This is a genomic window from Streptomyces musisoli (genome assembly GCF_016741855.1).
Lineage (GTDB): Bacteria > Actinomycetota > Actinomycetes > Streptomycetales > Streptomycetaceae > Streptomyces > Streptomyces musisoli.
Map to the genome: position 1 here is coordinate 147,670 of NZ_JAERRH010000004.1, position 26,254 is coordinate 173,923.

24 protein-coding genes and 1 tRNA gene are annotated in these 26,254 nt (G+C 72.0%); 15 read left to right on the forward strand and 10 right to left on the reverse strand.

Annotated elements, in window-relative coordinates:
* Window positions 1–4 precede the first annotated feature (4 nt).
* The 5 genes from JK361_RS13240 to JK361_RS13260 all read right to left on the reverse strand — a co-directional run bounded on the left by JK361_RS13240 (window position 5) and on the right by JK361_RS13260 (window position 7,241).
* Window positions 5–1,066, reverse strand: a complete 1,062-nt coding sequence (locus JK361_RS13240; RefSeq protein ID WP_201816609.1) for a 2-oxoacid:ferredoxin oxidoreductase subunit beta — start codon at window positions 1,064–1,066, stop codon at window positions 5–7.
* Window positions 1,059–2,987 carry a 2-oxoacid:acceptor oxidoreductase subunit alpha gene (locus JK361_RS13245; protein ID WP_201816612.1) on the reverse strand — a complete coding sequence of 643 codons (1,929 nt, stop codon included), beginning with the start codon at window positions 2,985–2,987 and terminating at the stop codon, window positions 1,059–1,061. The genes JK361_RS13240 and JK361_RS13245 overlap by 8 nt, the downstream gene beginning before the upstream one ends.
* 336 nt (window positions 2,988–3,323) lie before the next feature.
* A complete protein-coding gene (locus JK361_RS13250; RefSeq protein ID WP_285440322.1) occupies window positions 3,324–3,983 on the reverse strand; it encodes a response regulator transcription factor in 660 nt (219 codons plus the stop codon).
* 368 nt (window positions 3,984–4,351) lie between these two features.
* Window positions 4,352–5,683, reverse strand: a complete 1,332-nt coding sequence (locus JK361_RS13255; RefSeq protein WP_201816616.1) for a sensor histidine kinase — start codon at window positions 5,681–5,683, stop codon at window positions 4,352–4,354.
* A gap of 349 nt (window positions 5,684–6,032) precedes the next feature.
* Window positions 6,033–7,241 carry a sensor histidine kinase gene (locus tag JK361_RS13260; RefSeq protein ID WP_201816618.1) on the reverse strand — a complete coding sequence of 403 codons (1,209 nt, stop codon included), beginning with the start codon at window positions 7,239–7,241 and terminating at the stop codon, window positions 6,033–6,035.
* Between the two features lie 220 nt (window positions 7,242–7,461).
* Between JK361_RS13260 and JK361_RS13265 the strand changes: the two genes are divergently transcribed.
* The 12 genes from JK361_RS13265 to JK361_RS13320 all read left to right on the forward strand — a co-directional run bounded on the left by JK361_RS13265 (window position 7,462) and on the right by JK361_RS13320 (window position 19,305).
* Window positions 7,462–7,881, forward strand: a complete 420-nt coding sequence (locus JK361_RS13265; protein ID WP_201816630.1) for an NADH-quinone oxidoreductase subunit A — start codon at window positions 7,462–7,464, stop codon at window positions 7,879–7,881.
* Window positions 7,872–8,483: an NADH-quinone oxidoreductase subunit B gene (locus JK361_RS13270; RefSeq protein ID WP_201816635.1), complete on the forward strand. Its 612-nt coding sequence runs from the start codon at window positions 7,872–7,874 to the stop codon at window positions 8,481–8,483. Before JK361_RS13265 ends, JK361_RS13270 begins: the two co-directional genes overlap by 10 nt.
* Entirely contained in the window at window positions 8,480–10,216 is a 1,737-nt protein-coding gene (locus JK361_RS13275; protein ID WP_201816638.1) for an NADH-quinone oxidoreductase subunit C, read from the forward strand. The genes JK361_RS13270 and JK361_RS13275 overlap by 4 nt, the downstream gene beginning before the upstream one ends.
* Window positions 10,213–11,181 (forward strand): complex I subunit 1/NuoH family protein, encoded by a 969-nt coding sequence (locus JK361_RS13280; RefSeq protein WP_201816641.1) that lies wholly within the window; start codon window positions 10,213–10,215, stop codon window positions 11,179–11,181. The genes JK361_RS13275 and JK361_RS13280 overlap by 4 nt, the downstream gene beginning before the upstream one ends.
* A 2-nt stretch (window positions 11,182–11,183) precedes the next feature.
* A complete protein-coding gene (locus tag JK361_RS13285; RefSeq protein WP_201816644.1) occupies window positions 11,184–11,735 on the forward strand; it encodes a NuoI/complex I 23 kDa subunit family protein in 552 nt (183 codons plus the stop codon).
* Window positions 11,732–12,358 (forward strand): NADH-quinone oxidoreductase subunit J family protein, encoded by a 627-nt coding sequence (locus JK361_RS13290; RefSeq protein WP_201816649.1) that lies wholly within the window; start codon window positions 11,732–11,734, stop codon window positions 12,356–12,358. Before JK361_RS13285 ends, JK361_RS13290 begins: the two co-directional genes overlap by 4 nt.
* On the forward strand, window positions 12,358–12,732 hold the full coding sequence (gene nuoK, locus JK361_RS13295; protein ID WP_201816652.1) for an NADH-quinone oxidoreductase subunit NuoK: 375 nt from the start codon (window positions 12,358–12,360) through the stop codon (window positions 12,730–12,732). Before JK361_RS13290 ends, nuoK begins: the two co-directional genes overlap by 1 nt.
* Window positions 12,729–14,723 (forward strand): NADH-quinone oxidoreductase subunit 5 family protein, encoded by a 1,995-nt coding sequence (locus tag JK361_RS13300; protein ID WP_201816655.1) that lies wholly within the window; start codon window positions 12,729–12,731, stop codon window positions 14,721–14,723. Before nuoK ends, JK361_RS13300 begins: the two co-directional genes overlap by 4 nt.
* Window positions 14,724–14,729: 6 nt before the next feature.
* A complete protein-coding gene (locus JK361_RS13305) occupies window positions 14,730–16,304 on the forward strand; it encodes a complex I subunit 4 family protein (protein ID WP_201816658.1) in 1,575 nt (524 codons plus the stop codon).
* Window positions 16,301–17,818, forward strand: coding sequence for an NADH-quinone oxidoreductase subunit N (locus JK361_RS13310; protein ID WP_201816661.1), 1,518 nt, complete (start codon window positions 16,301–16,303; stop codon window positions 17,816–17,818). The genes JK361_RS13305 and JK361_RS13310 overlap by 4 nt, the downstream gene beginning before the upstream one ends.
* A gap of 237 nt (window positions 17,819–18,055) precedes the next feature.
* The gene (gene htpX, locus JK361_RS13315) at window positions 18,056–18,916 is read left to right on the forward strand and encodes a zinc metalloprotease HtpX (RefSeq protein ID WP_201816663.1); all 861 of its coding nucleotides are present in this window, start codon (window positions 18,056–18,058) and stop codon (window positions 18,914–18,916) included.
* Window positions 18,913–19,305, forward strand: coding sequence for a YccF domain-containing protein (locus JK361_RS13320; protein WP_201816665.1), 393 nt, complete (start codon window positions 18,913–18,915; stop codon window positions 19,303–19,305). Before htpX ends, JK361_RS13320 begins: the two co-directional genes overlap by 4 nt.
* 43 nt (window positions 19,306–19,348) lie before the next feature.
* Here JK361_RS13320 and JK361_RS13325 read toward each other — a convergent pair whose 3' ends face one another.
* Complete coding sequence (locus JK361_RS13325) at window positions 19,349–20,602, reverse strand: APC family permease (protein ID WP_201816667.1); 1,254 nt, start codon at window positions 20,600–20,602, stop codon at window positions 19,349–19,351.
* A gap of 155 nt (window positions 20,603–20,757) precedes the next feature.
* Between JK361_RS13325 and JK361_RS13330 the strand changes: the two genes are divergently transcribed.
* Complete coding sequence (locus JK361_RS13330) at window positions 20,758–21,024, forward strand: GlsB/YeaQ/YmgE family stress response membrane protein (protein WP_132857171.1); 267 nt, start codon at window positions 20,758–20,760, stop codon at window positions 21,022–21,024.
* A 96-nt stretch (window positions 21,025–21,120) separates the two neighbouring features.
* On the opposite strand, the gene JK361_RS13335 is transcribed toward JK361_RS13330, so the two are convergent.
* A complete protein-coding gene (locus tag JK361_RS13335; protein ID WP_201816668.1) occupies window positions 21,121–21,609 on the reverse strand; it encodes a YajQ family cyclic di-GMP-binding protein in 489 nt (162 codons plus the stop codon).
* A 226-nt stretch (window positions 21,610–21,835) separates the two neighbouring features.
* Here JK361_RS13335 and JK361_RS13340 point away from each other — a divergent pair.
* Both JK361_RS13340 and JK361_RS13345 read left to right on the forward strand, forming a co-directional pair.
* Window positions 21,836–21,917: transfer RNA gene (locus JK361_RS13340), tRNA-Tyr, on the forward strand.
* A 457-nt stretch (window positions 21,918–22,374) separates the two neighbouring features.
* Complete coding sequence (locus JK361_RS13345) at window positions 22,375–23,634, forward strand: glycoside hydrolase family 3 N-terminal domain-containing protein (protein ID WP_201816670.1); 1,260 nt, start codon at window positions 22,375–22,377, stop codon at window positions 23,632–23,634.
* Window positions 23,635–23,923: 289 nt separating this feature from the next.
* Here JK361_RS13345 and JK361_RS13350 read toward each other — a convergent pair whose 3' ends face one another.
* From JK361_RS13350 to JK361_RS42395, 3 genes are all read right to left on the reverse strand, one after another.
* Complete coding sequence (locus JK361_RS13350) at window positions 23,924–24,370, reverse strand: hypothetical protein (RefSeq protein WP_201816672.1); 447 nt, start codon at window positions 24,368–24,370, stop codon at window positions 23,924–23,926.
* Between the two features lie 320 nt (window positions 24,371–24,690).
* A complete protein-coding gene (locus JK361_RS42040) occupies window positions 24,691–25,248 on the reverse strand; it encodes a SigE family RNA polymerase sigma factor (RefSeq protein WP_251094536.1) in 558 nt (185 codons plus the stop codon).
* Between the two features lie 31 nt (window positions 25,249–25,279).
* A complete protein-coding gene (locus tag JK361_RS42395; protein ID WP_236052911.1) occupies window positions 25,280–25,963 on the reverse strand; it encodes a hypothetical protein in 684 nt (227 codons plus the stop codon).
* Between the last annotated feature and the right edge of the window lie 291 nt (window positions 25,964–26,254).

The following is a 26,254-nucleotide window of genomic DNA, read 5'->3' on the forward strand; positions in this document are numbered from 1 at the left end:
GAACTCAGCCGACGACCGTCCAGGTGTCCCCGCCCGCCAGCAGGGCGCCCAGGTCGCCCTTGCCGCGCTGCTCGACGGCGGCGTCGAGCTGGTCGGCCATCTGCGAGTCGTAGACCGGCCGTTCGACCGAGCGGAACACGCCGATCGGGGTGTGGTGCAGGGTGTCCGGGTCGGCCAGCCGGGACAGGGCGAAGGCGGTGGTGGGGGACGCGGCGTGGGCGTCGTGCACCAGGACGTCCGCCTCGTTCTGCGGGGTCACCGTCACCACCTTCAGATCACCGGTCTGCCGGTCGCGTACGACCCCTCTGGCGCCGTCGCTCCCGAAGCGGATCGGCTGCCCGTGCTCCAGCCGGATCAGCGCCTCCTCGGCCTGCTGCCGGTCCTTCAGGGCGTCGAAGGCGCCGTCGTTGAAGATGTTGCAGTTCTGGTAGATCTCGATCAGCGCGGTGCCCGGGTGGTCGGCGGCGGCGCGCAGCACCTCGGTCAGGTGCTTGCGGTCGGAGTCGATCGTGCGTGCCACGAAGGACGCCTCCGCGCCGAGCGCCAGCGACACCGGGTTGAACGGCGCGTCCAGCGAACCCATGGGCGTCGACTTGGTGATCTTGCCGACCTCGGAGGTCGGCGAATACTGCCCCTTGGTCAGGCCGTAGATCCGGTTGTTGAACAGCAGGATCTTCAGGTTGACGTTGCGGCGCAGGGCATGGATCAGATGGTTGCCGCCGATGGACAGCGCGTCGCCGTCACCGGTGACCACCCACACGCTCAGGTCCCGGCGGGAGGACGCCAGCCCGGTCGCGATGGCCGGGGCACGGCCGTGGATGGAGTGCATCCCGTAGGTGTTCATGTAGTACGGGAAGCGGGAGGAGCAGCCGATACCGGAGACGAAGACGATGTTCTCCCGCGCCAGGCCCAGCTCGGGCATGAAGCCCTGCACGGCCGCGAGGATCGCGTAGTCACCGCAGCCCGGGCACCAGCGCACCTCCTGGTCCGACTTGAAGTCCTTCATCGACTGCTTGGCCTCGGCCTTGGGGACCAGCTGCAGCAGCCCGTTGCCGGCGTCAGTCATCGATGGCCTCCTTCAGCGCCGCGGCGAGCTGTTCCGCCTTGAACGGCATGCCGTTGACCTGGTTGTAGGAGTGGGCGTCGACCAGGTACTTCGCCCGGATGAGGGTGGCGAGCTGACCGAGGTTCATCTCGGGAATGACCACCTTGTCGTAGTCCTTCAGCACCGCGCCGAGATTGCGCGGGAAGGGATTGAGGTGACGCAGATGGGCCTGGGCGATCGGCTCGCCGGCCGCGCGCAGCCGCCGTACCGCCGCAGTGATCGGGCCGTAGGTGGAGCCCCAGCCGAGGACCAGGGTCCGCGCGCCGTGCGGGTCGTCGACCTCGACGTCCGGGACCTCGATGCCGTCGATCTTGGCCTGGCGCGTGCGGACCATGAAGTCGTGGTTGGCCGGGTCGTAGGAGATGTTGCCCGTGCCGTCCTGCTTCTCGATGCCGCCGATGCGGTGCTCCAGGCCCGGGGTGCCCGGGACCGCCCACGGCCGGGCCAGGGTCTGCGGGTCCCGCTTGTACGGCCAGAAGACCTCGGTGCCGTCCGCGAGCGTGTGGTTCGGCCCGGAGGCGAACTGCACCCGCAGGTCGGGCAGCTCGTCCAGGTCGGGGATGCGCCACGGCTCGGAGCCGTTGGCCAGGTAGCCGTCCGACAGCAGCATCACCGGCGTGCGGTAGGTCAGCGCGATCCGGGCCGCCTCCAGAGCGGCGTCGAAGCAGTCGGCCGGAGTCATCGGCGCGACCACCGGTACCGGTGCCTCGCCGTTGCGGCCGTACATCGCCTGGAGCAGGTCGGCCTGCTCGGTCTTGGTCGGCAGACCCGTCGACGGGCCGCCGCGCTGGATGTCCACCACCAGCAGCGGCAGCTCCAGCGACACCGCGAGGCCGATCGTCTCGCTCTTCAGCGCCACGCCCGGCCCGGACGTCGTCGTCACCGCGAGCGAGCCGCCGAACGCCGCGCCGAGCGCCGCGCCGATGCCCGCGATCTCGTCCTCGGCCTGGAAGGTGCGGACGCCGAAGTTCTTGTGCTTGCTCAGCTCGTGCAGGATGTCCGAGGCCGGCGTGATCGGGTACGACCCCAGGAACAGCGGCAGATCCGCCTGCTGGGACGCCGTGATCAGGCCGTAGGCCAGGGCGAGGTTGCCGGAGATGTTCCGGTAGGTGCCCACGGGGAAGGCCTTGGCGGCCGGTGCGACCTCGTAGGAGACCGCGAAGTCCTCGGTCGTCTCGCCGAAGTTCCAGCCCGCGCGGAACGCGGCGATGTTGGCCTCCGCGATGTCCGGCTTCTTCGCGAACTTCGACTTCAGGAACTTCTCGGTGCCCTCGGTGGGCCGGTGGTACATCCAGCTCAGCAGGCCCAGCGCGAACATGTTCTTGCTGCGCTCGGCCTCCTTGCGGGAGAGGTCGAACTCCTTCAGCGCCTCGACGGTGAGCGTGGTCAGCGGCACCGGGTGGAGGCTGTAGCCGTCGAGCGAGCCGTCCTCCAGCGGGGAGCTGTCGTACCCGACCTTCTGCAGGGCGCGCTTGGTGAACTCGTCGGTGTTGACGATGATCTCGGCCCCGCGCGGGAGGTCGCCGATGTTGGCCTTCAGGGCGGCCGGGTTCATCGCGACCAGGACGTTGGGTGCGTCGCCGGGGGTGAGGATGTCGTGGTCGGCGAAGTGGAGCTGGAAGGACGAGACGCCCGGCAGGGTGCCTGCGGGGGCGCGGATCTCGGCCGGGAAGTTGGGGAGTGTGGAGAGGTCGTTGCCGAAAGTAGCGGTCTCCGAGGTGAACCGGTCACCGGTGAGCTGCATGCCGTCACCCGAGTCCCCCGCGAACCGGATGATCACCCGGTCCAGGCGCCGCACGTCTTTCGTGCCGCCCGGTTTGCGCTGCTCTCCCACGACGGTTCCGTCGGTCTGCTCCGCTGGGCTGCTGACCTGGCTGGTCACTGAACTGGACCTCCTTCGAGGCGGCTGTCCGAGGCCGGTCGTCCCACGGACCGTCCCAGGATCAACCCTACGTCGGTTAGGGTCGCCTTCCCGAGGCCGTCCGTGGATTGGACGGCGTTCGAGACGGCCTGTCGCGCTGACTTCACATCATGTCTCGCGTCGCCGGAGCGCCGCTCAAGGCGCTCCCCGCGCGTGTTCCAGGTTCTCTCCTCCGGCTGCCGTCAGGGCCCCCGACCGCCCCCTACGGGTCTCACCGGACTGTTGTCCGGGTACCCCCTGGTACAGGGGAGGGCCGAGTCGCCAGGACGCCGGCACGGTGCGGCCACGGGCGGCCGGCTAGGAGTTCAGATAGGTGAGGACGGCCAGGACCCGCCGGTGGTCCCCGTCGCTCGGCGTCAGGCCGAGCTTGAGGAAGATGTTGCTGACGTGCTTCTCCACGGCGCCGTCGCTGACCACGAGCTGGCGGGCGATCGCCGAGTTGGTGCGCCCTTCCGCCATCAGCCCGAGGACCTCGCGCTCCCGGGGCGTGAGCCCCGTCAGCACGTCCTGCTTGCGGCTGCGGCCGAGCAGCTGCGCGACCACCTCCGGGTCCAGTGCCGTACCGCCGTCGGCGACGCGTACCACGGCGTCGACGAACTCCCGTACGTCCGCGACCCGGTCCTTGAGGAGGTAGCCGACGCCCCGGCTGGAACCGGCCAGCAATTCGGTGGCGTAGCGTTCCTCCACGTACTGCGACAGCACCAGCACCCCGAGCCGCGGGTGCAGTCGGCGCAGGGCCACGGCCGCCCGGACACCTTCGTCGGTGTGGGTCGGCGGCATCCGCACGTCGGCCACGACCACGTCGGGCAGCTCGCCCCGGTCGTCGAGGTCGGCGATCGTCTTCATCAGCGTGTCCGCGTCGGCGACGCCGGCCACGACGTCGTGCCCGCGGTCGGTCAGCAGCCGGGTCAGGCCCTCTCTCAGCAGCACCGAGTCCTCGGCTATGACCACTCGCACCCTGTCCTCCACGATCTACCGGCCCCCCCAGCCCGTTCCCGCGGCGACGCCCGTCCGCACGCGCGCGTGTGTGCCGCGTGCGGGCGTGACGTGTGTCCGCGGTGCCCCCGTCGTCCGTGACGTGCGTCGTCCGTGACGTCCTACGGAGATCCAGCATTCCAGGAATCGGGCCGGACCGCCGCCGAACTCGGGGATTGCGGTCGCGGGGCCGCCGGCCACCGCCCCCGTTCGGGGACCGCGGGAGCGGTCCGACGCCCGCGGCCGGGCCGGGGAGTGCCGGGCCGTCGCCGGGCCGGGAGGAGTGCCGGGCGATGGGGCGAGGCCGTTGCCCGGCCGGGGAGTGCCGGGCGGTGGGGTGAGGGCCCGTGTCAGGCGCCCGGACGCCAGGGCAGTTCCGCGATGACCCGGGTGGGGCCGCCGGCCGGGGAGTCCACCAGGAGGACGCCGTCCACCGCGTCCAGGCGGGCCGCGAGGCCGGCCAGCCCGGAGCCCCGGGCGACGTCGGCGCCGCCCACGCCGTCGTCGGTCACCTGGAGCATCAGCCGGTCCTCCGCACGCCACACGTCCACCGAGGCGGTACGGGCCCGGCTGTGCTTGCTGATGTTCTGCAGCAGCTCGGAGACGGTGAAGTAGGCGATGCCCTCGATGGCCGGCGCGGGCCGGGCCGGCAGGTCGACCTCCACCTTCACCGGCACCGTGCAGCGGGAGGCGACGGCCGACAGCGCCGCGTCCAGGCCGCGGTCGGTGAGCACGGCCGGGTGGATGCCCCGGGCGAGGTCACGCAGCTCCTGGAGGGCCGTCTTCACCTCGCCGTGCGCCTCCTCCACCATCCGGGCCGCCGTCCGCGGATCCTCCCGCAGCTTCTCCTTCGCCAGCCCCAGGTCCATCGCCAGGCCGACCAGCCGCGCCTGCGCCCCGTCGTGCAGATCACGCTCGATCCGCCGCAGGTCGGCGGCGGCCGTGTCGACCACGGTCCCCCGGTCCGACTCCAGTTCCACCACCCGCGCCGACAGCGGCGACGGTCCGAGCAGCCCGCGCACCAGCAGTCCGTCCACGGTCGTCAGGGCTCGTACGAGCCACGGCGTGAACAGCGTGAACACCAGCCCGACCAGGGCGGTCACGGTGATCTCGAACGGGTTGTCGAGATAGACGCTGTGGTGGGCGTCGCCGTACAGCTGGAGTCCGCCCCGGCCGACGTACGCCGGGAAGACCCAGAACCACAGCGGATAGGTCAGCAGCCCCCAGCCGCAGGTCCAGAAGGTCACCGCAACCGAGAACGCGAACACCGCCCACGGGAACTGCACCAGGGCGTACAGCGCGTGCCGCCAGGAGGCACCGCTCTTGAGCAGCGCGCCCATCCAGGCCGCCGGGCCGGGCTTGCGCATCCGCAGCGGTTCCGGGTCGGCGACGTCCACCCCGAGCAGCCCGCGCGCCCGGCCCCGCTCCAGCACGCCGAAGCCCCGGCAGCCGGCGAGCGCCGCCGCCAGCACCGGGATGCCGAGGAAGGTCACCAGCAGGCCCGCGCCGAGGGCGACCATGGTCACCGTCCAGCTGAACAGCACCACGGAGACCGGCAGGCTCAGCAGCACGTAGCCGAACTCGCGCCAGGTGCGCGCCTCGAACGGCGCCCGCAGGGCGGCCGGCAGCCGGTGGCCGGTTCCGGCCGCCTGCCCGTACCCGTGTCCGTACTCCATGGCCATCGAATGTCGTCCCGTTCTCGTCGTCCGAGCGGCGGTTCAGCCGTATCTCCAGGGTCGTCCGCACCGGAACCCCGGGCCATGGAGTCCGTCGGCGTCTTGAACGGGGGGTTTTCCCCACCCCGGCGCTCCGCCCGGCACCAGGGCCCGCCCCGCGTACGCCGTCGTCCCCGCATCCACGGGCGGGGCCGCCTTTGCGGTGCGGCCCGCCTCCACGCGCGCGTGCCGCTGCCGAGCGCGCCGCACGCGCGCGTGGAGGCGTGGTGCGCGGCCGGGCGGCCGGGCGGCCGGGTGGCGGGGTGGCGGGGTGGCGGGGTGGCGGGGTGGCGGGGTGGCGGGGTGGCGGGCGAGGCTAGTCCTGCCGGTCCCGCCACGGCAGTTCCGCGGTGACCACCGTCGGACCGCCGTCGGGGGAGTCGACGACGAACAGGCCGTCCACCGCGCCCAGCCGCTCCGCGAGGCCCCGCATGCCGCTGCCGTCGTCCAGCCGGGCCCCGCCCCGGCCGTCGTCCCGGACCTGGATGAGCAGCCGGTCGTCCGCACGCCAGACGTCCACCGAGGCGGTACGGGCCTGGCTGTGCTTGCTGATGTTCTGCAGCAGCTCGGAGACGGTGAAGTAGGCGATGCCCTCGATGGCCGCCGCCGGCCGGGCCGGCATGTCCACGGTCACCTTCACCGGCACCGTGCAGCGCGAGGAGACCGAGGACAGCGCCGCGTCCAGGCCGCGGTCGGTGAGCACGGCCGGGTGGATGCCCCGGGCGAGGTCACGCAGCTCCTGGAGGGCCAGCTTCACCTCGCCGTGCGCCTCCTCCACCATCGCCGCCGCCGTGTCGGGGTCCTCCAGCAGCTTCTCCTTGGCCAGACCGAGGCCCATGGCCAGGTTCACCAGCCGCGCCTGCGCCCCGTCGTGCAGGTCCCGCTCGATCCGCCGCAGATCCGCCGCCGCCGTGTCGACCACGATCCCGCGGTCGGACTCCAGTTCGGCGATACGGCGTTCCAGCTCGTCCGAGGGCGACAGCAGCCCGCGCACCATCGCCCGGTCCACGTTCGCCATGGCCCGCGTCAGGTACGGCAGCACCGGCCACAGCACGAACAACGAGGTCAGCACGGTGCAGAAGGTGAAGATGCCCCAGGGCAGCCGGATGGCGTCGTACAGCAGGGTGCGCCAGCCCACCGGGTCCTTCAGTGCCATCCACAGCCGCTGCACCGGGCCACCGCTCCTGGCGAGCGGCAGCGGCGTCGGCTCCTCCACCAGCACCCCGAGCAGCTTCCGGGCCCGGGTCCGCTCCAGTTTCCCCAGCTGCCGGGCGCCCAGCAGACTGAGCGCGAGCAGCGGCAGACCGATCACGGTGAGGGTGAGGGCGCCGCCGACCGACAGCATGGTGACTGCGTAGATGAACCCGAACAGCGTCACCGGCAGGTTCAGCAGGAGATAGACGATCTCCTTCCAGGTGTGCGCGTCGTAGGCCGGACGGGGCGGTGGCAGACGGTGCAGGCCGTCGCGTCCGTCGCGTTCGTCGGAGCCGCCGGTCCGGTCGGCGGCGGGGCTGGGAGCGGTCATGCCGATCAGCCTGCCGTGCCCGGCACCTTTCACGCCATGCGGTACGCCGCCCTCCGCCGCCGGGGGAAAACCCCACCTCACCGGCCCCGGCCGTCTCATGGCGTGACAGGCTGCTTACCCGCTCTTTATCAGGGCCTAGACTCCCGTGCGTACAGATCCTCGAATCACGTTGCATCACAGAGTTCACCAGGACACGAGGTCAGGGAGCGAGGGACGGACCGTGCGGGAGACGTTGGGGGACTCGACGGCCGCCGCGGCGCACGTCGTCGCGGCCGGCTACTTCCGGTCGTACTCGGTGGTAGGACTGCTCGGCCTCATCGGCGTGCTGTTCGTTGCGGTCGCCTTCGGCGCCGGCCGCCTGCTGCGCCCGGTCGTGCCGACGCCGGAGAAACTCCTGACCTACGAGTGCGGTGTCGACCCCGTCGGCGAGGGCTGGGCCCACACCCAGGTCCGCTACTACGTCTACGCTTTCCTGTACGTGATCTTCGCGGTCGACTCGATCTTCCTGTTCCCCTGGGCGACGGTCTTCGCCGCCCCCGGCTACGGCGCGACGACCTTGGTGGAGATGTTCATCTTCCTCGGCTTCCTCGCCGTGGGCCTGCTGTACGCATACAAGAAGGGCGTCCTGGCATGGACGTGACCCCGGATCCCGTTTACCTGCCGGAGCCCAAGCGGCTCGGCGCGCTGGCCCGCCTGGCCCCCGAGCCGATGAAGGTGGTCCTGAACTGGGGCCGCCGCTATTCGCTGTGGGTGTTCAACTTCGGCCTCGCCTGCTGTGCGATCGAGTTCATCGCCGCCTCGATGGCCCGCCACGACTTCATCCGGCTCGGCGTCATCCCGTTCGCACCGGGGCCCCGCCAGGCCGACCTGATGGTCGTGTCGGGCACGGTCACGGACAAGATGGCCCCGGCCGTGAAGCGCCTGTACGAGCAGATGCCCGAGCCGAAGTACGTCATCTCCTTCGGCGCCTGCTCCAACTGCGGCGGCCCGTACTGGGACTCGTACTCCGTCACCAAGGGCGTCGACCAGATCATCCCGGTGGACGTGTACGTCCCCGGCTGCCCGCCGCGACCCGAGGCGCTGCTCCAGGGCATCCTCAAGCTCCAGGAGAAGATCGCCCGCGAGTCGCTGGGGGAGCGGTACGGCACCGGCGACGCCCGCCCGTCGGCCGCCGCGCTCCAGAGCGACCTGGTCAGACCCCCGGTCCCGGCGTCCGCCCCGGCCGAGGGGGACGCCCGATGAGCACGGCCGGCTGGCTGCCCGCCCCCGCCGAGGAACTCTTCGGCGCGGACGCCACGGCCGAGGAGTCGTACGACCTCCTGACCGTGGACGTACCGCCGTCCGCCTGGCTCACCGCCCTGGAGACGGCCCGTACGACGCTGTCCTGCACCTACTTCGACTGGCTGAGCGCGGTCGACGAACCGGGCACGGGCTTCCGGGTCTCCGCGCACGTGGTCGCCCTGAATCCGGTCCGCCGCCTCCTCGTCCGTACGACGGTCCCGCACGAGGCGCCCGTCCTGCCCTCCGCCGTCGGCGTCTACGCGGGCGCGGCCTGGCACGAGCGCGAGACCCACGAGATGTTCGGTGTCGACTTCGAGGGTCACCCGGGGCTCGACCACCTGCTGCTCCCCGAGAACTTCGAGGGCCACCCGCTCCGCAAGGACTTCGTCCTCGCCGCCCGCGTCGCCAAGGCGTGGCCCGGCGCGAAGGAACCCGGCGAGTCCGAGCACGGCGGCCCCAAGCGCCGCCAGATGCTGCCTCCCGGCGTCCCCGACCCGAACGAGTGGGGCCCCCTCAAGGGCCAGCTTCCCCCGGCCCCGGCCCGCCCGGCCCGGGCGGCGGGACGCGCGGCGGGGGCAGCGGGACGCGCGGCGGGGGAACGTCCGGCGCGTGCCGCCGGCGAACGTCCGGTACGGCGTGCCCGCTCGGCCGCGGAGGGCTCGGCCAGCCAGGCGGCCCAGGCCGGCGCGGCTGCCGCAGCGGACGCGACCGGAGCGCCGACCGCGGAGCAGGCGGCGGCGGGTCCGGGTGCGGCTTCTGGTGCCGGTGCTGGTGCGGCTTCCGGTGCCGGTGCCGGTGCTCCCGCACGGCCGCGTCGGACGCGCAGCGCCAGCCAGGGCTCGGTGAGCCAGGCGGCGGCCCGGGAGGAGGACGCGGCGACGCGCAAGCAGGCCGCGGCCGAGGGTGACACCGCCCGGGCCGCGACGGCAGCGCCGACGGAGGGACCGGCCGCCGAGGCATCGGTGGCTCAAGAGGCATCAGCGGCTCAAGAGGCATCTGCGGCGGCCCAGGGAGCGTCGGTGGCTCAAGAGGCATCGGTGGCTCAAGAGCCCACCCCCGCGAGCCCCGCGCCCACGCCCGCCGGTCCGCGCCGCGCACGCAGCGCCTCGGAGGGCTCGGCCTCCCAGCGGACCGGTACCCAGGAGCCGGCCCCGACGGAAACGCCGGCACCGGCGACCCCTGAAGCACCGGCGGCCTCTGGGGCACCGGCTGCCTCCACGACACCGGCGGTCCCTGGAGGACCGGCAGAACCGGTGGCACCGGCGGAGTCGGCGGCATCATCCGAGTCGGCATCATCCGAGTCGGCGGCACCAGTGGCACCGGAGGCACCGCCGGAGTCGGACGGCTCCGACCGCCCCGCCCGTCGGAGCACGGCGCCGCGCAGCTCGGACGCGCCGTGGCACCACGCCCGCCCGGCCTTCGACGAGCCGGAGCGGGCCCCAGAGCCGGAGCGGGCTCCTGAGGCGGAACGGCCCTCCGAGGTGGACCGGCCTTCCGATGCGGAACGGCCCTCCGAGCCGGATCAGCCCTCCGAGCCTGAGCAGGCCCCTCAGCCGGAGCGCCCCTCCGATCCGGAGCGCCCCTCCGATCCGGAGCGCCCCTCCGATCCGGAGCCGCGAAAGGCAGCCGAACCCCCTACCCCCGACAACCCCCGCACCCCCGACGACCCCGACCCCACCGGAGGCCCGCAGTGAACGACGCACTCGACGTCGCCCTGCGACTCCTGGCCGTCTTCGTCGTCTTCCTCACCTTCCCGCTGATCGTCGGCCAGACCGAGCACAAGGTGATGGCCCACATGCAGGGCCGCCTCGGCCCGATGTACGCCGGCGGCTTCCACGGCTGGGCCCAGCTCGTCGCCGACGGCGTGAAGTTCGCGCAGAAGGAGGACGTGGTCCCGGCGGGCGCCGACCGCCGCGTCTTCCAGCTCGCCCCCGCCGTCGCCCTGCTGCCGTACCTCCTCGTCCTGCTCGCCATCCCGATCGGCCCGAGCGAGGGCGCCGTCGGCCAGGTCCTCGACGCGGGCGTGTTCTTCGTGCTCGCGGTGATGGGCGTCGGCGTGCTCGGCTCCCTGATGGCCGGCTGGGCCAGCGCCAACAAGTTCTCCCTGCTCGGCGGCCTGCGCACGGCCGCCCAGCTGCTCGCCTACGAACTCCCGATGCTGCTGGCGGCGGCCTCCGTCGCGATGGCGGCCGGCACGGTCTCCCTGCCGGGCATCCTGCACGCCTTCCACTGGTGGTGGGTGCCCTGGCAGATCGTCGGCGCGATCGTCTTCTTCGTCGCCGGACTCGCCGAGCTGCAGCGCCCGCCGTTCGACATGCCGGTCGCCGACTCGGAGATCATCTTCGGCGCGTACACCGAGTACACCGGCCTGCGCTTCGCCCTGTTCCTGCTCGCCGAGTACGCCGGCATCGTGGTCCTGTGCGGCCTGACCACCGTCCTCTTCCTGGGCGGCTGGCACGGCCCGTGGGGCGCCGACGGCCTCGGCTGGGTCTGGACCCTGCTGAAGGCCGCGATCCTCGCCTTCCTGGTCATCTGGCTCCGCGTGACCTACCCGCGGCTGCGCGAGGACCAGCTGCAGAAGCTCTCCTGGACCCTCCTCGTACCCCTCTCCCTCGCCCAGATCGCCCTCACCGGCATCGTCAAGGTGGTGATCAGCTAACCATGGCCCCCATCCCCGGCTCCGGCCTCGCCAAGGGCCTGGCCGTCACCCTGCGCACGATGACGAAGAAGACCGTCACCGAGCAGTACCCGGACGCCCTGCCCGAGCTGCCGCCCCGCACCCGCGGGGTGATCGGGCTGTTCGAGGAGAACTGCACGGTCTGCATGCTGTGCGCCCGTGAGTGCCCCGACTGGTGCATCTACATCGACTCCCACAAGGAGACCGTCCCGCCCGCCGCCCCCGGCGGCCGGGAGCGCAGCCGCAACGTCCTGGACCGGTTCGCGATCGACTTCTCCCTGTGCATGTACTGCGGTATCTGCATCGAGGTCTGTCCTTTCGACGCGCTGTTCTGGTCCCCCGAGTTCGAGTACGCCGAGACCGACATCCGCGAACTCACCCACGAGCGGGACAAGCTCCGCGAATGGATGTGGACCGTGCCGGCCCCGCCCGCCCTGGACCCCGGCGCCGAGGAGCCCAAGGAGATCGCCGCCGCCCGCAAGACCGCCGAGAAACTGGCCGCCGCCCAGGCCGAACCGCAGGAGGGCGAGTCGTGAACCTCGCCGCAGCCGCGCCCCTCGCCGATGCCGCGCACGCCCCGCACGGCTTCCTGTCCCCGACCGGTGTCGAGATCGCCTTCCTCCTCGTCGGACTGGCCACCCTCGGCGCCGCGCTGGTCACCGTCACCACCCGGCAGCTGGTGCACGCCGCCCTGTGGCTGGTGGTCGCGCTCGGCGGTCTCGCCGTGGAGTACCTGCTGCTCACGGCCGAGTTCATCGCCTGGGTGCAGGTCCTGATCTACGTCGGTTCCGTCGTCGTCCTCCTCCTGTTCGGTCTGATGCTCACCAGGGCGCCCATCGGCCGCTCCCCGGACGCCGACTCCGGCAACCGCTGGGCCGCCCTGGCCGTCGCGATCGCCTCCGCCGTCGCCCTGGTGTGGGTGGTAGTCGACGCCTTCCGCACCACCTGGATCGACCTGGACGGCCCGGCCGCCGGCAGCACCCGGGTCACCGGCGCGAGCCTGTTCCGGCACTGGGTGCTGCCCTTCGAGGCGCTGTCCGTGCTGCTCCTCGCGGCACTGGTCGGCGCGATCGTCCTGTCCCGCAAGGCCAAGGCGGACACGGCCCCCGGCCCCTCCGCCGACCTCGACGTCCCCGGTGAGAAGGAAGGCGCCCGCTGATGCACCTCGCCTATCCCGCCGTACTGTCCGCCCTCCTCTTCTGCACCGGCCTGTACGGCGTCCTCGCCCGCCGCAACGCGATCCTGGTCCTGATGTCGGTCGAGATCATGCTCAACGCCGTCAACCTCAACCTGGTCGCCTTCGACGTCTGGCTCAGCCGGACCGCCCAGGAGACCCTGCACTCCGGCCAGGCGCTGACCCTGTTCACCATCACCATCGCCGCCGCCGAGATCGGCATCGGCCTGGCGATCGTGCTCGCCGTCTACCGCAACCGCGGCACCTCCGACATCGACAAGCTCCGCGACACCGCCGAGGGCCCCGACCCCGAGGGCCCCGGCACCCCCGCGGCCGAGAAGGCTGAGGCCTCCGCGTGACCACGACCACCCTCGCCGTCCTCGTCCCCCTCCTGCCGTTCCTGGGGGCCGCGGCCGGCCTGCTCCTCGGCCGCACCGCACCCGGGTTCGTCCGCCCGCTCGCCGTGCTGCCGCCGCTGGCCTCGCTCGTGCTGGCCGCGCTGGTCGCCGTGCGCCAGGGCGGCGGCCCGGCCATCGACGCCCACACCGAGCTGACGCCCACCGGGTCCGTCCCCATCGAGCTGGCCCTGCACATCGACGGCTTCGCAGCGCTCGTCGCCGTCCTGGTCGCGTTCGTCGCGACCTGCGTGCAGATCTACTCCACCGGCTACCTGCGCGACGACCCCCGCTACCCCTCGTACGCCGCCCTCGTCTCCCTGTTCACCTCCGCGATGCTCCTGGTCGTCTACTCCGGCGACCTGATCGTGCTGCTGGTCGGCTGGGAAGTCATGGGCATCTGCTCCTACTTCCTGGTCGGCCACTACTGGGAGACCCCCGAGGCCCGCGCCGCCTCGCTGAAGGCCTTCCTGGTCACCAAGCTCGGCGACGTACCGTTCCTCATCGGCCTGTTCGCCCTCGGCACCGACGCCGGCTCGTTCCGCATCACCCGCGTCCTCGGCACCGTCGCGAGCGGCGGCCTCGACCACCCGACACTGATCGCGCTGCTGCTGCTCGCGGGCGTCGCGGGCAAGTCGGCGCAGTTCCCGCTGCACACCTGGCTCCCGGACGCGATGGCCGGTCCGACGCCGGTCTCGGCACTGATCCACGCCGCGACGATGGTGGCCGCCGGTGTCTACTTCATCGCCCGTCTCCTCCCGGTGTTCGAGGCCTCCCAGGCCGCGATGGTGGTCCTCGCCGTCATGGCCGCCGTGACGATGGCCGGCTCCGGCCTCGCCGCGCTCGCCCAGGACGACATCAAGCGCGTCCTCGCCTACTCGACCATCGGCCAGCTCGGGTACATGACCGGCGCCCTCGCCGTGGGCGACCGCGGTGCCGCCGTGTTCCACCTCCTGTCCCACGGCGCCTTCAAGGCGCTGCTGTTCCTCGCGGCCGGCGTGATCATCCACGCCGCCGGCACCAACTCGCTGGCCGCCATGTCCCGCATGCACGGGCTGCGCGACCGCGTCCCGGACGCCTACTGGACGATGACCGTGGCGCTCCTCGCGCTCGCCGCGATCCCGCCCTTCAGCGGCTTCTTCTCCAAGGAGTCCGTCCTCGGCGCCGCCGAGCACGCGACCGCCGGCCACACCGAGAACGTCCCCGGCGCCGCCGGCTGGATCGTCCTAGTCGCCGGCCTGCTCACCGCCCTGCTGACCGCCGCGTACGCCACCCGGCTGTGGCTGCTGGCCTTCCGCGGCCGGGGCGCCGAGGCCCCCGACCACGGCAGGCAGCCGCTGACCATGACGGTCGTGCTGTGGGTCCTGGCGGTCCCCTCCCTCGCCTTCGGCGGGCTCGCCTACCGCTCGCTGCCCGGCTGGTTCGACGGCCGCGACCTGACCCCGACCCTGCTCACCTCGATCCTGGGCACGGGCCTCGCCGTGGTCGGCGGGCTGCTCACCTACGGCGCCTGGCAGCGCACCAGCGCACTCGCCGCCCGCACGCCCCTGGGCGCCGTCGCCGCCCACCCCGAGGGCGACGCCGGACTGGTCGAGGCCGAGGCCATCGCCACCCACGAGCCGGCCTACGGCGACATCGCCTACGCCCCCGACCCGGCCGACCCGTCACGGCTGCTGCTCGGCCCGCTGCGCCGGCCCGCGGCGGCCGGCTTCCACCTGGACGCCGTGTACACGGCGCTGTTCGTCCGGCCGGTCCAGGCCGCGGCCGGCCTCGTCCGGTTCCTCGACCGCGAGGTCGTCGACACCTACGTACGCGCCGCCGCCGCCGCGCCCCGGCTGCTCGGGGCCGCCGTACGGCGCGCGCAGACCGGCAATGTGCAGACCTATGTGAGCGCGCTGCTCGCCGGCACCGTCGTCCTGGCGGTCGCCGTCCTCCTCGTCGCCACGGGAGCGTGAGCAGGCGTGATCGATATCAACGAGTCCGTGATGCAGTTCCTTCTGGCATTCGTCGTCGTCGGCCCGCTCCTCGGCGCCGCCGCCGCTCTCCTGCCGGCTCCGCCCGGACTGAAGGGGAAGTCACCCGGGCAGGCGGTGCTGCGGCACGGCGTGGCCGTCACCGGCGCGGTCCTCATCGCCGCGATCGTCCTCGCGCTCGGCTTCGACCACGACCATCCGTCGAAGATGCAGGCCACGACCGACATCAGCTGGATCCCCGCACTCGACGTGCGGATCCACCTCGGCATCGACGGCATCTCCCTCCCCCTTCTGGTCCTGACCGCGCTGCTGACCTTCCTCTGCGCGCTCTACTCGTACTTCAAGCCGCCGGCGGGCCCGACCCCGAAGGCGTTCGTCGCGCTGGTCCTCCTGCTCGAGTCCGGCACCCTCGCCACCTTCGCCGTCCTCGACCTGCTGCTGTTCTTCCTCGCGTTCGAGACGGTGCTCATCCCGATGTACTTCCTCATCGCCCGCTGGGGCGGCGAGGGCCGGACCCGGGCCGCCTGGAGGTTCATCCTCTTCACGCTGCTCGGCTCCGTGGTCATGCTGCTCGGCCTGCTCCTGATCGGAATCAAGGCGGGCACGTTCGACATGGTGGCACTCGCCACTGACAACGGCCGGTCGCTGACCGCGTCCGTGCAGGTCATCGCCGTTCTGGCGATCGGGATCGGGCTCGCGGTGAAGACGCCGATGTGGCCGCTGCACAGCTGGCTGCCCGACGCCCACACCGCCGCGCCGACCGTCGGCTCGGTGCTGCTGGCCGGCGTCCTGCTGAAGATGGGCACCTACGGGTTCGTGCGCATCCTGCTGCCGGTCGCACCGGACGGCTTCCGCACGTTCGCGCCGTACCTCGCCGCGTTCGCCGTCGTCGGCATCATCTACGGATCCCTGGCCTGCCTGGCCCTCGCCAAGCAGGGCGCGAAGGGCGACCTCAAGCGCCTCATCGCCTACTCCTCCGTCGGCCACATGGGCTTCGTCCTGCTCGGCATCGCCACCATGACCCCGACCGGCGTGAACGGCGCCCTCTTCGCCAACATCGCCCACGGCCTCATCACCGGCCTGCTGTTCTTCCTGGTCGGCGCGCTGAAGGACCGCACCGGCAGCACCGACCTCGACACCCTTGCCGAGGAGACCGGCGCCGCCCTGTACGGCAAGGCCCCGCACCTCGGCGGGCTCCTCGCCTTCGGCGCCGTCGCCTCCCTCGGCCTGCCCGGACTCGCCGGCTTCTGGGGCGAGATGCTCGCCCTGTTCGGCTCCTTCGAGCCCGCCGCGGGCCTCAGCCGGCCGGCCTTCCTCACCTTCATGGCGATCGGCGCGTTCGGCACCCTGCTGACGGCCGCGTACATGCTGATCGTGGTCCGCCGGGTCTGCATGGGCGGCATCGAGAACGAGACCCCGAAGCTCGCCGACGTCCACGGGTACGAGTTCGCCGCCTGGACCCCGCTCGTCGCCCTCACCGTCCTCGCCGGACTGTGGCCGAAGACCCTGCTCGGCCTGACCGACCCGGCCGTGCAGCAGCTCCTCGCAGGAGGCTCCCGATGAGCACCCAGCCCCTTGCCGAGTCGCTCGTCCAGTCCGTCGACTGGCTCGCGATCGCCCCGCCCACCATCACGGCCGTCGTGGCGCTCGGTGTCCTCGTCGCCGACCTGTTCGTACCGGAGACCCGGAAGGCCGTGCTCGGCTGGGTCTCGGTCGCGGGACTCGCCGCGGCGGCCGTGATGCTCCTGCCCCTGCTGGACGGCGACCGCAGCACCTTCTGCCTCACCGGCCCCACGCGCGCGTGCAGCTACACGGCCGACCACTTCACCCTCGTCATCCAGTTCCTGGTCCTCGGCGGCGCCCTGCTCGCGGCCCTGCTGTCCGTCACCCACCTGGACGACGACCGGCGGCGCGTCCCGGCCGGCGAGTTCTGGTTCCTGCTGCTGTCCTCCGCGGCCGGCGCCGCCCTGCTGCCCGCCTCCCGCGACCTGGCCACCCTGATCGTCGCCCTGGAGGTCGCCTCCCTGCCCGCCTTCGCCCTCGTCGGCATCCGGCACGGCGACAAGCGGTCCTCCGAGGCCGCCCTGAAGTTCTTCCTGTCCTCGGTCACCGCCACCGCGGTCAGCCTGATGGGCATCAGCTTCGTCTACGCCTCCACCGGCACCCTCTACCTCACCCAGGTCGCCCAGCGCCTGCCGCACGTCGACGGACAACTGCACACCCTCGCCCAGGCCGGTGTCGTCCTCACCCTCGTCGGCTTCGCCTTCAAAACGGCCGCCGTGCCCTTCCACTTCTGGGTGCCCGACACCTATGTGGGCGCGCCCCTGCCCGTCGCCGCCTACCTGTCCGTCGTCGGCAAGGCCGTCGGCTTCTCCGGGCTCATCCTCGTCACCGTCGTCGCGTTCCCCTCGTACGCCGACGTCTGGGGGCCCGCGCTCGCCGCCCTCGCCGCCCTCACCATGACCGTCGGCAACGTCGCCGCCCTGCGCCAGCAGGCCACGCGCGCGTACAGCGCCGTACGGCTGCTCGCCTGGTCCTCCGTCGGCCAGGCCGGCTACCTGCTGGTGCCGATCGCCGCCGCCGGTTACACCAAGGACGCCGAGAAGGCGATCGGCTCCACGGTCGCCTACGCCCTGATGTACGCCGCCGTGAACCTCGGCGCCTTCGCCGTCGCCGCCCTCGTGGGCCGCGGCCGGGCGCTGAACCGGATCAGCGACTACCGGGGCCTGTACGCCACCAACCCGCTCAGCGCACTCCTGCTGGCCTTCTTCCTGCTGTGCCTGGCCGGCCTGCCGCCGGGCGTCATCGGGCTGTTCGCCAAGGTCACCGTGTTCTCGGCGGCCGTGGACGCGGGCCTCGGCTGGCTCGCCGTCGTCATGGCCGTCAACGTCGTGATCGCCCTCTTCTACTACCTCCAGTGGACGGCCCTGCTGTTCCGTGCCCCCGAGGGCGAGCCCGCACGGCACCGCGTCCCGGCCCCCCTCACGGCCGCCCTCGCCCTCACCGGAGTCCTCGGCGTCGCCCTCTCCGGAGTGCCCCAGCTGGTCCTCCGCTTCGCGGCCACCGGACTGTTCTAGTCCGCGGCCACCGGCTGTTCCGGTCCGCGGCCACGCGGCTGTTCCAGGACTCTTCACGCGCGCGCGGGGCACCCGTTGCACCACGCGCGCGTGAGGCCGAACCAGTACGTCACCCACTCGGCCCATGCGCGCCACCGCACGTACCAGGGAACTCGTGGCCGCCGCCTGGCGTTGTCCTCAGCGGGAGGGTCCACTGGATCAGAGTGTTCCCCAGCTGCACGACTTGGAGGGCGCACCGTGCACCGCCGGCACAACGGGCTCAGGACCGCAGTACTCCTCGGGGGTCTGTCCGCACTCATCATCGTCATCGGCAGCTTCTTCGGCCGCGCCGGGCTGATCGTCGCCGTCGTGGTGGCGCTCGCCACGAACGCGTACGCGTACTGGAACAGCGACAAGCTGGCGCTCCGCGCGATGCGCGCCCGCCCGGTCAGCGAGTTCGAGGCCCCGGCGCTGTACCGGATGGTGCGCGAGCTCTCCACGCAGGCCCGCCAGCCCATGCCCCGGCTGTACATCTCGCCGACGGAGGCCCCGAACGCCTTCGCCACGGGCCGCAACCCGCGCAACGCGGCCGTGTGCTGCACCGAGGGCATCCTGCGCCTGCTGGACGAGCGCGAGCTGCGCGGCGTCATCGGCCACGAGCTGAGCCACGTCTACAACCGGGACATCCTCATCTCCTCGGTCGCCGGCGCCCTCGCCTCCGTGATCATGTTCCTGGTGAACTTCGCCTGGCTGATCCCGGTGGGCCGCTCGGACGACGACGAGGGCCCCGGCCTGTTCGGCATGCTGCTGATCATGATCCTCGGCCCGCTCGCCGCCACCCTCATCCAGCTGGCCGTGAGCCGCTCCCGGGAGTACGAGGCGGACGCCTCCGGAGCCCAGCTCACCGGCGACCCGCTCGCCCTCGCCAGCGCCCTGCGCAAGCTGGAGACGGGCACCAAGCAGCTTCCGCTGCCCCCCGAGCCCCGGATCGAGACGGCGAGCCACATGATGATCGCCAACCCCTTCCGCCCGGGGCAGGGGCTCTCCAAGATGTTCTCCACGCACCCGCCGATGGCGGAGCGCATCGCCCGACTCGAGAAGATGGCAGGTCGCCCGTGAAGACCATCCTGAACGTCATCTGGCTCGTCCTGAGCGGCTTCTGGCTGTTCCTCGCCTACCTGCTCGCCGGCCTCCTGCTGTGCATCACGATCATCGGCATCCCCTTCGGGATCGCCGCCTTCCGCATCGGCCTCTACGCCCTCTGGCCGTTCGGGTACACCACGGTCGAGCGGCATGACGCGGGCGCCCCGTCCTGCGTCGGCAACGTCCTGTGGCTGGTCCTGGCCGGCTGGTGGCTGGCGCTCGCCCACATCGCCACCGGCATCGCCCTGTGCATCACGATCATCGGCATCCCGTTCGGCATCGCCAACTTCAAACTGATCCCGGTCTCCCTGCTTCCGCTGGGCCGCGAGATCGTCCGCACCGACGAGCCGTTCGCCGTCCGCTGACCCATCCGGCCCCGAACGCCCGTCAGGCCCGCCGACGGCACCCTCACGCCCCGCGCCGGCCCGCCCGCCACGTCCGTACGCCATAGGCCGCCACGCCCACCGCGAGCACGCCCGCACCCACGGCCACCGAGGCCGCGGGCAGCGCGCACGCCAGGGTCGCGCAGCCCAGGAGACCCACCGCGGGCACCACGCGGGACGGCGGGGCCGCGCTCAGCGTCCAGGCCGAGGCGTTGGCGACGGCGTAGTAGACCAGCACGCCGAAGGACGAGAAACCGATCGCGCCGCGCACGTCCACCGTCGCGGCCAGTACGGCGACCACCGCGCCCACGGCCGCCTCCGCCCGGTGCGGCACCCGGAACCGCGGGTGCACGGCCGCCAGCGCACCCGGCAGGTGCCCGTCCCGCGCCATGGCGAGCGTCGTACGCGACACCCCGAGGATCAGCGAGAGCAGAGCCCCCAGCGCGGCCACGGCCGCCCCGGCCCGCACCACCGGCACGAGCCCCGGCACCCCGGCCGCCCGCACCGCGTCGGCCAGCGGCGCCGCCGTCTGCCCGAGCCGGCCGGCACCGAGGACGGCGAGCACGGCGATGGTCACGCACGCGTACACCACCAGAGCGATGCCCAGGGCCCACGGGATCGCCCGCGGAATCGTGCGCGCAGGATCGCGCACCTCCTCCCCGAGGGTGGCGATCCGCGCGTATCCGGCGAACGCGAAGAACAGCAGCCCAGCCGCCTGGAGCACCCCGCCCGCACCCGACGACAGGCCGACGTCCAGCCGGCCCGCCTCGGCCCGCCCGGAGGTGAGGCACGCGGCGACCACGGCCGTGAGAACGGCCAGCACGACGGCCACGATCAGCCGCGTCAACCACGCCGACTTCTGGATGCCGCCGTAGTTCACGGCGGTCAGGGCCAGCACGGCGGCGACCGCCACCGCGTGCGCCTGTCCCGGCCACACGTACGCGCCCACGGTGAGCGCCATCGCCGCACAGGAGGCCGTCTTGCCGACCACGAACGCCCAGCCGGCCAGGTGCCCCCAGAAGGAACCCAGCCGCTCCCTGCCGTACACGTACGTGCCGCCCGACGCCGGGTAGCGGGCGGCGAGCCGGGCCGAGGACATGGCGTTGCAGTAGGCCACCACGGCCGCGACGGCCAGCCCGGCCGGCAGCCCGGACCCGGCCGCCCGTGCGGCCGGTCCCGGAGCGGAGAAGACGCCGGCGCCGATCATCGCACCGAGGCCGACGACCACGGCGTCCCGCACCCCCAGACCGCGGCGCAGACCAGTACCTGTAGGTGTCATGCGCCGCACCCTACTGAGCGCGGCAACCGGCGGCCGGGCCCGTGACGTCCTCTTCATCGACACGGCACGAACACGCGCGCGACGGACGGCGGGTCCTCACCGGAAACCTAGGGCCCGGACAGTGCGGACACAGCGCGGAAGGGCAGGTTCACGGCATGAGCATCATCGGTTGGATCATCCTCGGACTGCTGGCCGGAGCCATCGCCAAGGTCCTGCTGCCGGGACGTGACCCCGGCGGCTTCATCGGCACGACTCTCATCGGCGTCGCGGGCGCGTTCATCGGGGGCTGGATCTCGGCCCGCTGGCTCGACCACCCGGTCAGCAAGCACTTCTACGACGGCGCGACCTGGGCCGCGGCCATCGGCGGCTCCCTGGTGCTGCTGATCGTCTACCGCATCCTGTTCGGCAACTCCCGCGACTGAGCGCGGCACGCCGGTGCGGGGCGCCGGTTCAGCACGGAAGGGTGGGCACCACGGGGGTGCCCACCCTTCTCCTCAGGCTTCTTCGTCCTGCCTGTCCTACCGGTAGTTCACGAACTGCAGCGCGAAGTCGAAGTCCTTGCCCTTGAGCAGGGCGATCACGGTCTGCAGGTCGTCGCGGCTCTTGGAGCTGACCCGCAGCTCGTCACCCTGGACCTGGGCCTTGATGCCCTTGGGGCCCTCGTCGCGGATGATCTTCGCCACCTTCTTCGCGTTCTCCTGGGAGATGCCCTCCTCGATCGAGGCGAAGATCTTGTACTCCTTGCCGGAGAGCTGGGGCTCGCCCGCGTCCAGTGCCTTCAGCGAGATACCGCGCTTGATCAGCTTGGACTGGAAGACGTCGAGGACGGCCTTCACCCGGTCTTCGGAGTTCGCCTCCATGAGGATCTTTTCACCGGACCACGAGATCGAGGCACCCACGCCCTTGAAGTCGTAGCGCTGCGAGATCTCCTTGGCGGCCTGGTTGAGGGCGTTGTCGACCTCCTGCCGCTCGACCTTCGAGACGATGTCGAAACTGGAGTCGGCCATGTCCTGTGGCTCCTTGTATCGGGTGCGTATCGGGTGCGTGCCGGCGTGCGCGGCGGCGACCGCCGGGCCCGGTCCAGGACCGGGCCGCATCCGCACCAGCCTAGCCACCTCGCGACCCCGGGGGTGGAGATCAACCGGGTGGCGGAGCACCCCCGTCTATCGGGTATTGTTTACGTCGTTGCCGGGGAACACCGCCGAAAGCGGGGTTCGAGCGGCATCAAAACCCGGCGGTGTGCCCGAGCGGCCAAAGGGAGCAGACTGTAAATCTGCCGGCTCAGCCTTCCCAGGTTCGAATCCTGGCGCCGCCACGCTGAGTAAGGCCCCCTCCTAACTGCGGATACGCAGAGTGGAGGGGGTCTTTGCGTTGGTCGGCGACATTCGAGCAGATCCAGAAATTGCCGACTTGTCTCACTTGTTCCGCGGCTGAAGCACCCGCGCTGGAGCACCTGCGCCGGAGCACCTGCTGGAGAGGGACTGCTTCAGCAGCCCGCCAGGGTGAGCCACGCGCGGCCCGCGATCTTCCCCGCGTCCCGGAGCTGTCGGGCCGACAGCCGACGGGCGACGGACGACCGGCCAGGGAGACCGGCCGATTGGTCGACGCCACTTCCCGGGCGGCTCCGAAACGCGAGACTCTGGTGGACGGTGACCGCGGAGCCTCGAACAAATACCGGCTGAAGCGCATCTCACGCTGTGGGGAGCCCACCTCGGCTCCTACGGTCCTCAGCGCGACGGGCACCGTCGCGACCTACCGAAGGAGGCCAGCCGATGAACCTCCCGTCGTACCGTGACCGCACCAGCACGACAGCACCACCACGGCTCCCGGGCCGGGCCGCGAAGGCGAGGAGACTGAGCGCCACCGCCGCGGCGGCGATGCTGCTGACGGGCTGGGCTGCGGACACCCTCACGTCATCCCCGTCCACCAGTGGCCCCGGCCTACCCTCCGCCAGGCACATCCACTCCCCGACGTCCTCCGCGCCGGACCGCGCCGCAGCCGCCGCCTGCACCAACAGCACGAAGCTGGCCGGGTGGTCGAACCGTCGGCTGGCCATGCTGACCATCGCCGTCCCGGTGTCGGAGGCCTCGGTGTCCGACGCCACTCCCGAGGTGAGCGCCGGTGCGGGCGGTGTGATCCTGTTCGGCAGCAAGGCGCCCTCCGACCTCGGCGCCCGGCTGACCACCCTGAAGTCCCACGTACCCGGGCACCTGGGCCTGCTGGTGATGACCGACGAGGAGGGCGGCGGCATCCAGCGCATGGCGAACCTCGCCGGGTCCCTGCCCTGGCCCGCGTACATGGGCGCGCACTGGACCCCGGACCAGATCCAGCAGAACGTCACGAAGGTCGCCACCAGGATGGCGGCCGCCCAGGTGAACATGGACCTCGCGCCGGTGGTCGACGTCGACGGCAGGAACGTGGCCCCCGGCAGGACCAACCCCGACGGATGGCGGTCCTTCAGCGGCAGCACCTCGGTGGTCTCCAAGGACGGCGTCGCGTACATGAACGGGCTGCGTGCCGGACACGTGATCCCGGTCGTCAAGCACTTCCCGGGCCTCGGCGGCTCCAGCTACAACTCGGACTTCGGTCCCGCCCGCACCCTGCCCTGGTCCACCCTGCAAAAGGTGGCCATCCCGCCGTTCACCGCGGCCATCAAGGCGGGCGCCCCGGCCATCATGGTCTCGAACAACGTCGTTCCGGGCCTGGGCACCAATCCGGCGAGCCTGTCGCCGACCGGCATCAACACCGTGCTGCGCGGCCGGCTGGGCTTCAAGGGGCTGGTGATCACCGACTCCCTCAGCGCCAAGGCGATCTCCGCCGCCGGCTTCAGCGTCCCCGCCGCCTCCGTCCAGGCCCTGCGCTCAGGCGCCGACATGGTCCTGTTCGACCTGGGGAGCAATGTCGGCTCCCAGACGTCCTCGATCGCCACGGCGATCACCGATGCGGTGGCCGGCGGACACCTCGCCCGCAGCCGGCTGATCGACGCGGCGGGACACGTCCTGGCCGTCCGGCACGTGAACCTCTGTTCCTGAGGCCGCGAGTCCGCCGGTCCCCACGACGCCCAGGACGTCTTCGACGCCAGGGCCGAACGCGTCACAAGGCGTCTTCGACGCCCAGGGCCGACCGCGCCACAAGGCGTCCTGGACGCCCAAGGCCGAACGCGCCACGAGGAGGACGCGACCGCCGCCTTCCGCGAGTGGATGCGGTCCTCGGCCGCTCGGGCCGACCACGCTTGGCCGTGCCCGCGCGCACGGCCGTACTGCGACTGCTCACCGGTGAGAGTGACGCCGTGCCGGTCAGCCGGCTCGCCGGCCGCGGTGGTCAGCGCCAGCCGGTGTCGTGGCTGAGCCGCTGGTCGTGGGCGTCGTACTGGTCGACGCTGGTGATGGTGCGGCCGTTGGGGATGGGTGCGGCCCAGGCGCGGTAGGTGGTGCCGGGGACGGTGACCGTGGTGGCTTTGGCCTGGGTGCCGTCGGAGAGGGAGACGATGCCGTAGGCGACATTGGCTTCGGGGTTGGAGACCATGAGCCGGCTGCCGCTGAGGCCCTTGTCGTGCAGGCCCCACAGTCCCAGACCGGCCGAGGCCTGGGGGTCGTGTGTGCCGGTGACGGGCTGGCAGTCGGCCCAGGGGCCGCCCTGGTGGTCGATGCGGACGCCGCCGATGTACATGCGCTGGCACAGCAGTGAGGTGCCCGGTGCGGTGGTTCCGTCGGGGTACGTGGGCAGGGTGTAGCCCTTGGGCAGTGTCCGGTGGAACTCCAACGCCACCGACCAGCGTTGACCGCCTGTCGTGCCCTCCGCCACCCGGACACTGACCGTGCTGGGCGCCGGCGTGGCAGGGGGGCTCGTGCGGGGCGAGGGCCGGCTCGCAGGGCTTTCGGCACCGGGCGGTGACGTCAGGAACGAAACTGCCAGGCCGAGGCCGAGGACGCAGGCGGCACTGGCCAAGGCAGCCGCGGCACGGCGGCGTTTTCTGCGGGTGCGCGCGGCGGTCAGGATCCGGTCGACGGGAGCCGGGGACGAGGGGTAGGCGTCGCGCGACCGGGCGAAGGCGGCGCGTACCCAGTCTTCTTGGCCGTGGTCGGAAGTCATCGTGCCTCTGCAGGGCGGCTGGGGAGGAAGTTGCGGGCGAGAGCCGAACGGCTGCGCAGTTTGGCCAGGGCCCGGGACGCCTGGCTCTTCACGGTGCCGGCCGAACAGCCCAGCACGTCGGCCACTTCCTCGACGGACAGATCCTCGCAGTAGCGCAGCACCACGACCGCCCGCTGCCGCTCGGGCAGCGTGGCGAGTTCGCGGGCCAGGGTGTCGTACACGTCCCCGCCCCCGGCACCCGCCCCGTCGTCGTGGACGGGACCGGTGTCGGGCAGCGACGGCAGAAGGAGGTGGGTGATCCTGCGGCGGCGATGCCGGCTGCGATTGGTGTTGACCAGGGCGCGCCGAACGTAGTGTTCGGCGCGCTCCGGATCCAGCCGCGGCCAGTGCGGGTACACCTTCGCCAGCGTCGTCTGCACCAGGTCCTCCGCCTCGTGGAAGTCGCCGGTGAGCAGGTACGCGGTGTGGGTCAGGGCCCGCCAACGGGCGGCGACGAACCGGGAGAACTCCGAGTCCGGTCCGCGGTCCGCGGCCCTGCGGTCACTTGGCTGCACGGCAGGAGGTGCCCGTCCTTCGTCTGAGTGGTCAGCGCCAGCCGGTGTCGTGGCTGAGCCGCTGGTCGTGGGCGTCGTACTGGTCGACGCTGGTGATGGTGCGGCCGTTGGGGACGGGTGCGGCCCAGGCGCGGTAGGTGGTGCCGGGGACGGTGACCGTGGTGGCTTTGGCCTGGGTGCCGTCGGAGAGGGAGACGATGCCGTAGGCGACATCGGCTTCGGGGTTGGAGACCATGAGCCGGCTGCCGCTGAGGCCCTTGTCGTGCAGGCCCCACAGTCCCAGTCCGCCCGAGGCCTGGGGGTCGTGTGTGCCGGTGACGGGCTGGCAGTCGGCCCAGGGGCCGCCCTGGTGGTCGATGCGGACGCCGCCGATGTACATGCGCTGGCACAGCAGTGAGGTGCCCGGTGCGGTGGTTCCGTCGGGGTACGTGGGCAGGGTGTAGCCCTTGGGCAGTGTCCGGTGGAACTCCAACGCCACCGACCAACGGTGCCCGTCCACCCGGCCCTTGCCGATGACCTGCCTGACCACCTGCGGCACCTTCTGGTGAGTGGAAGCGGACCGCTTGGCGACGACGGACACGGGCGCGGGTGCGGATGCCGGGCGGGCGGCCGGGCCCGCCGCCGCCTCGCTCGCGGAGGCGCCGAACGAGATCCCTCCGAGCGCGGCGACCGCGGCGGTCGCTATCGCTGCCTTCCTGGCAAAACTGAGAGCCACGGAGCTTTTTCCCCTTCAATGCTGCCGCCCGGCACCCCGCCGGGCGGTCCTCGACGGCCGGCGCGCTGGGCCCGCGTGCCGGCCTGCCGCGACCGCCAGGAGCGGTGGCCGCGGCTCGGACGTCCGCCCGTAGGTACTCCCAAACGCCCACGGCGGGTTGCACGCCCCGTGAATCGGTTCGCGGTCTCCCGCCTCGCTCGGGCGGGGGACCGGGCACCGTCATACGACGAGAGGGCCCGTGACCAGCGAGAATGCTGGACTCGGGCCCTCTCGACGTCCGCGGATGCCGGA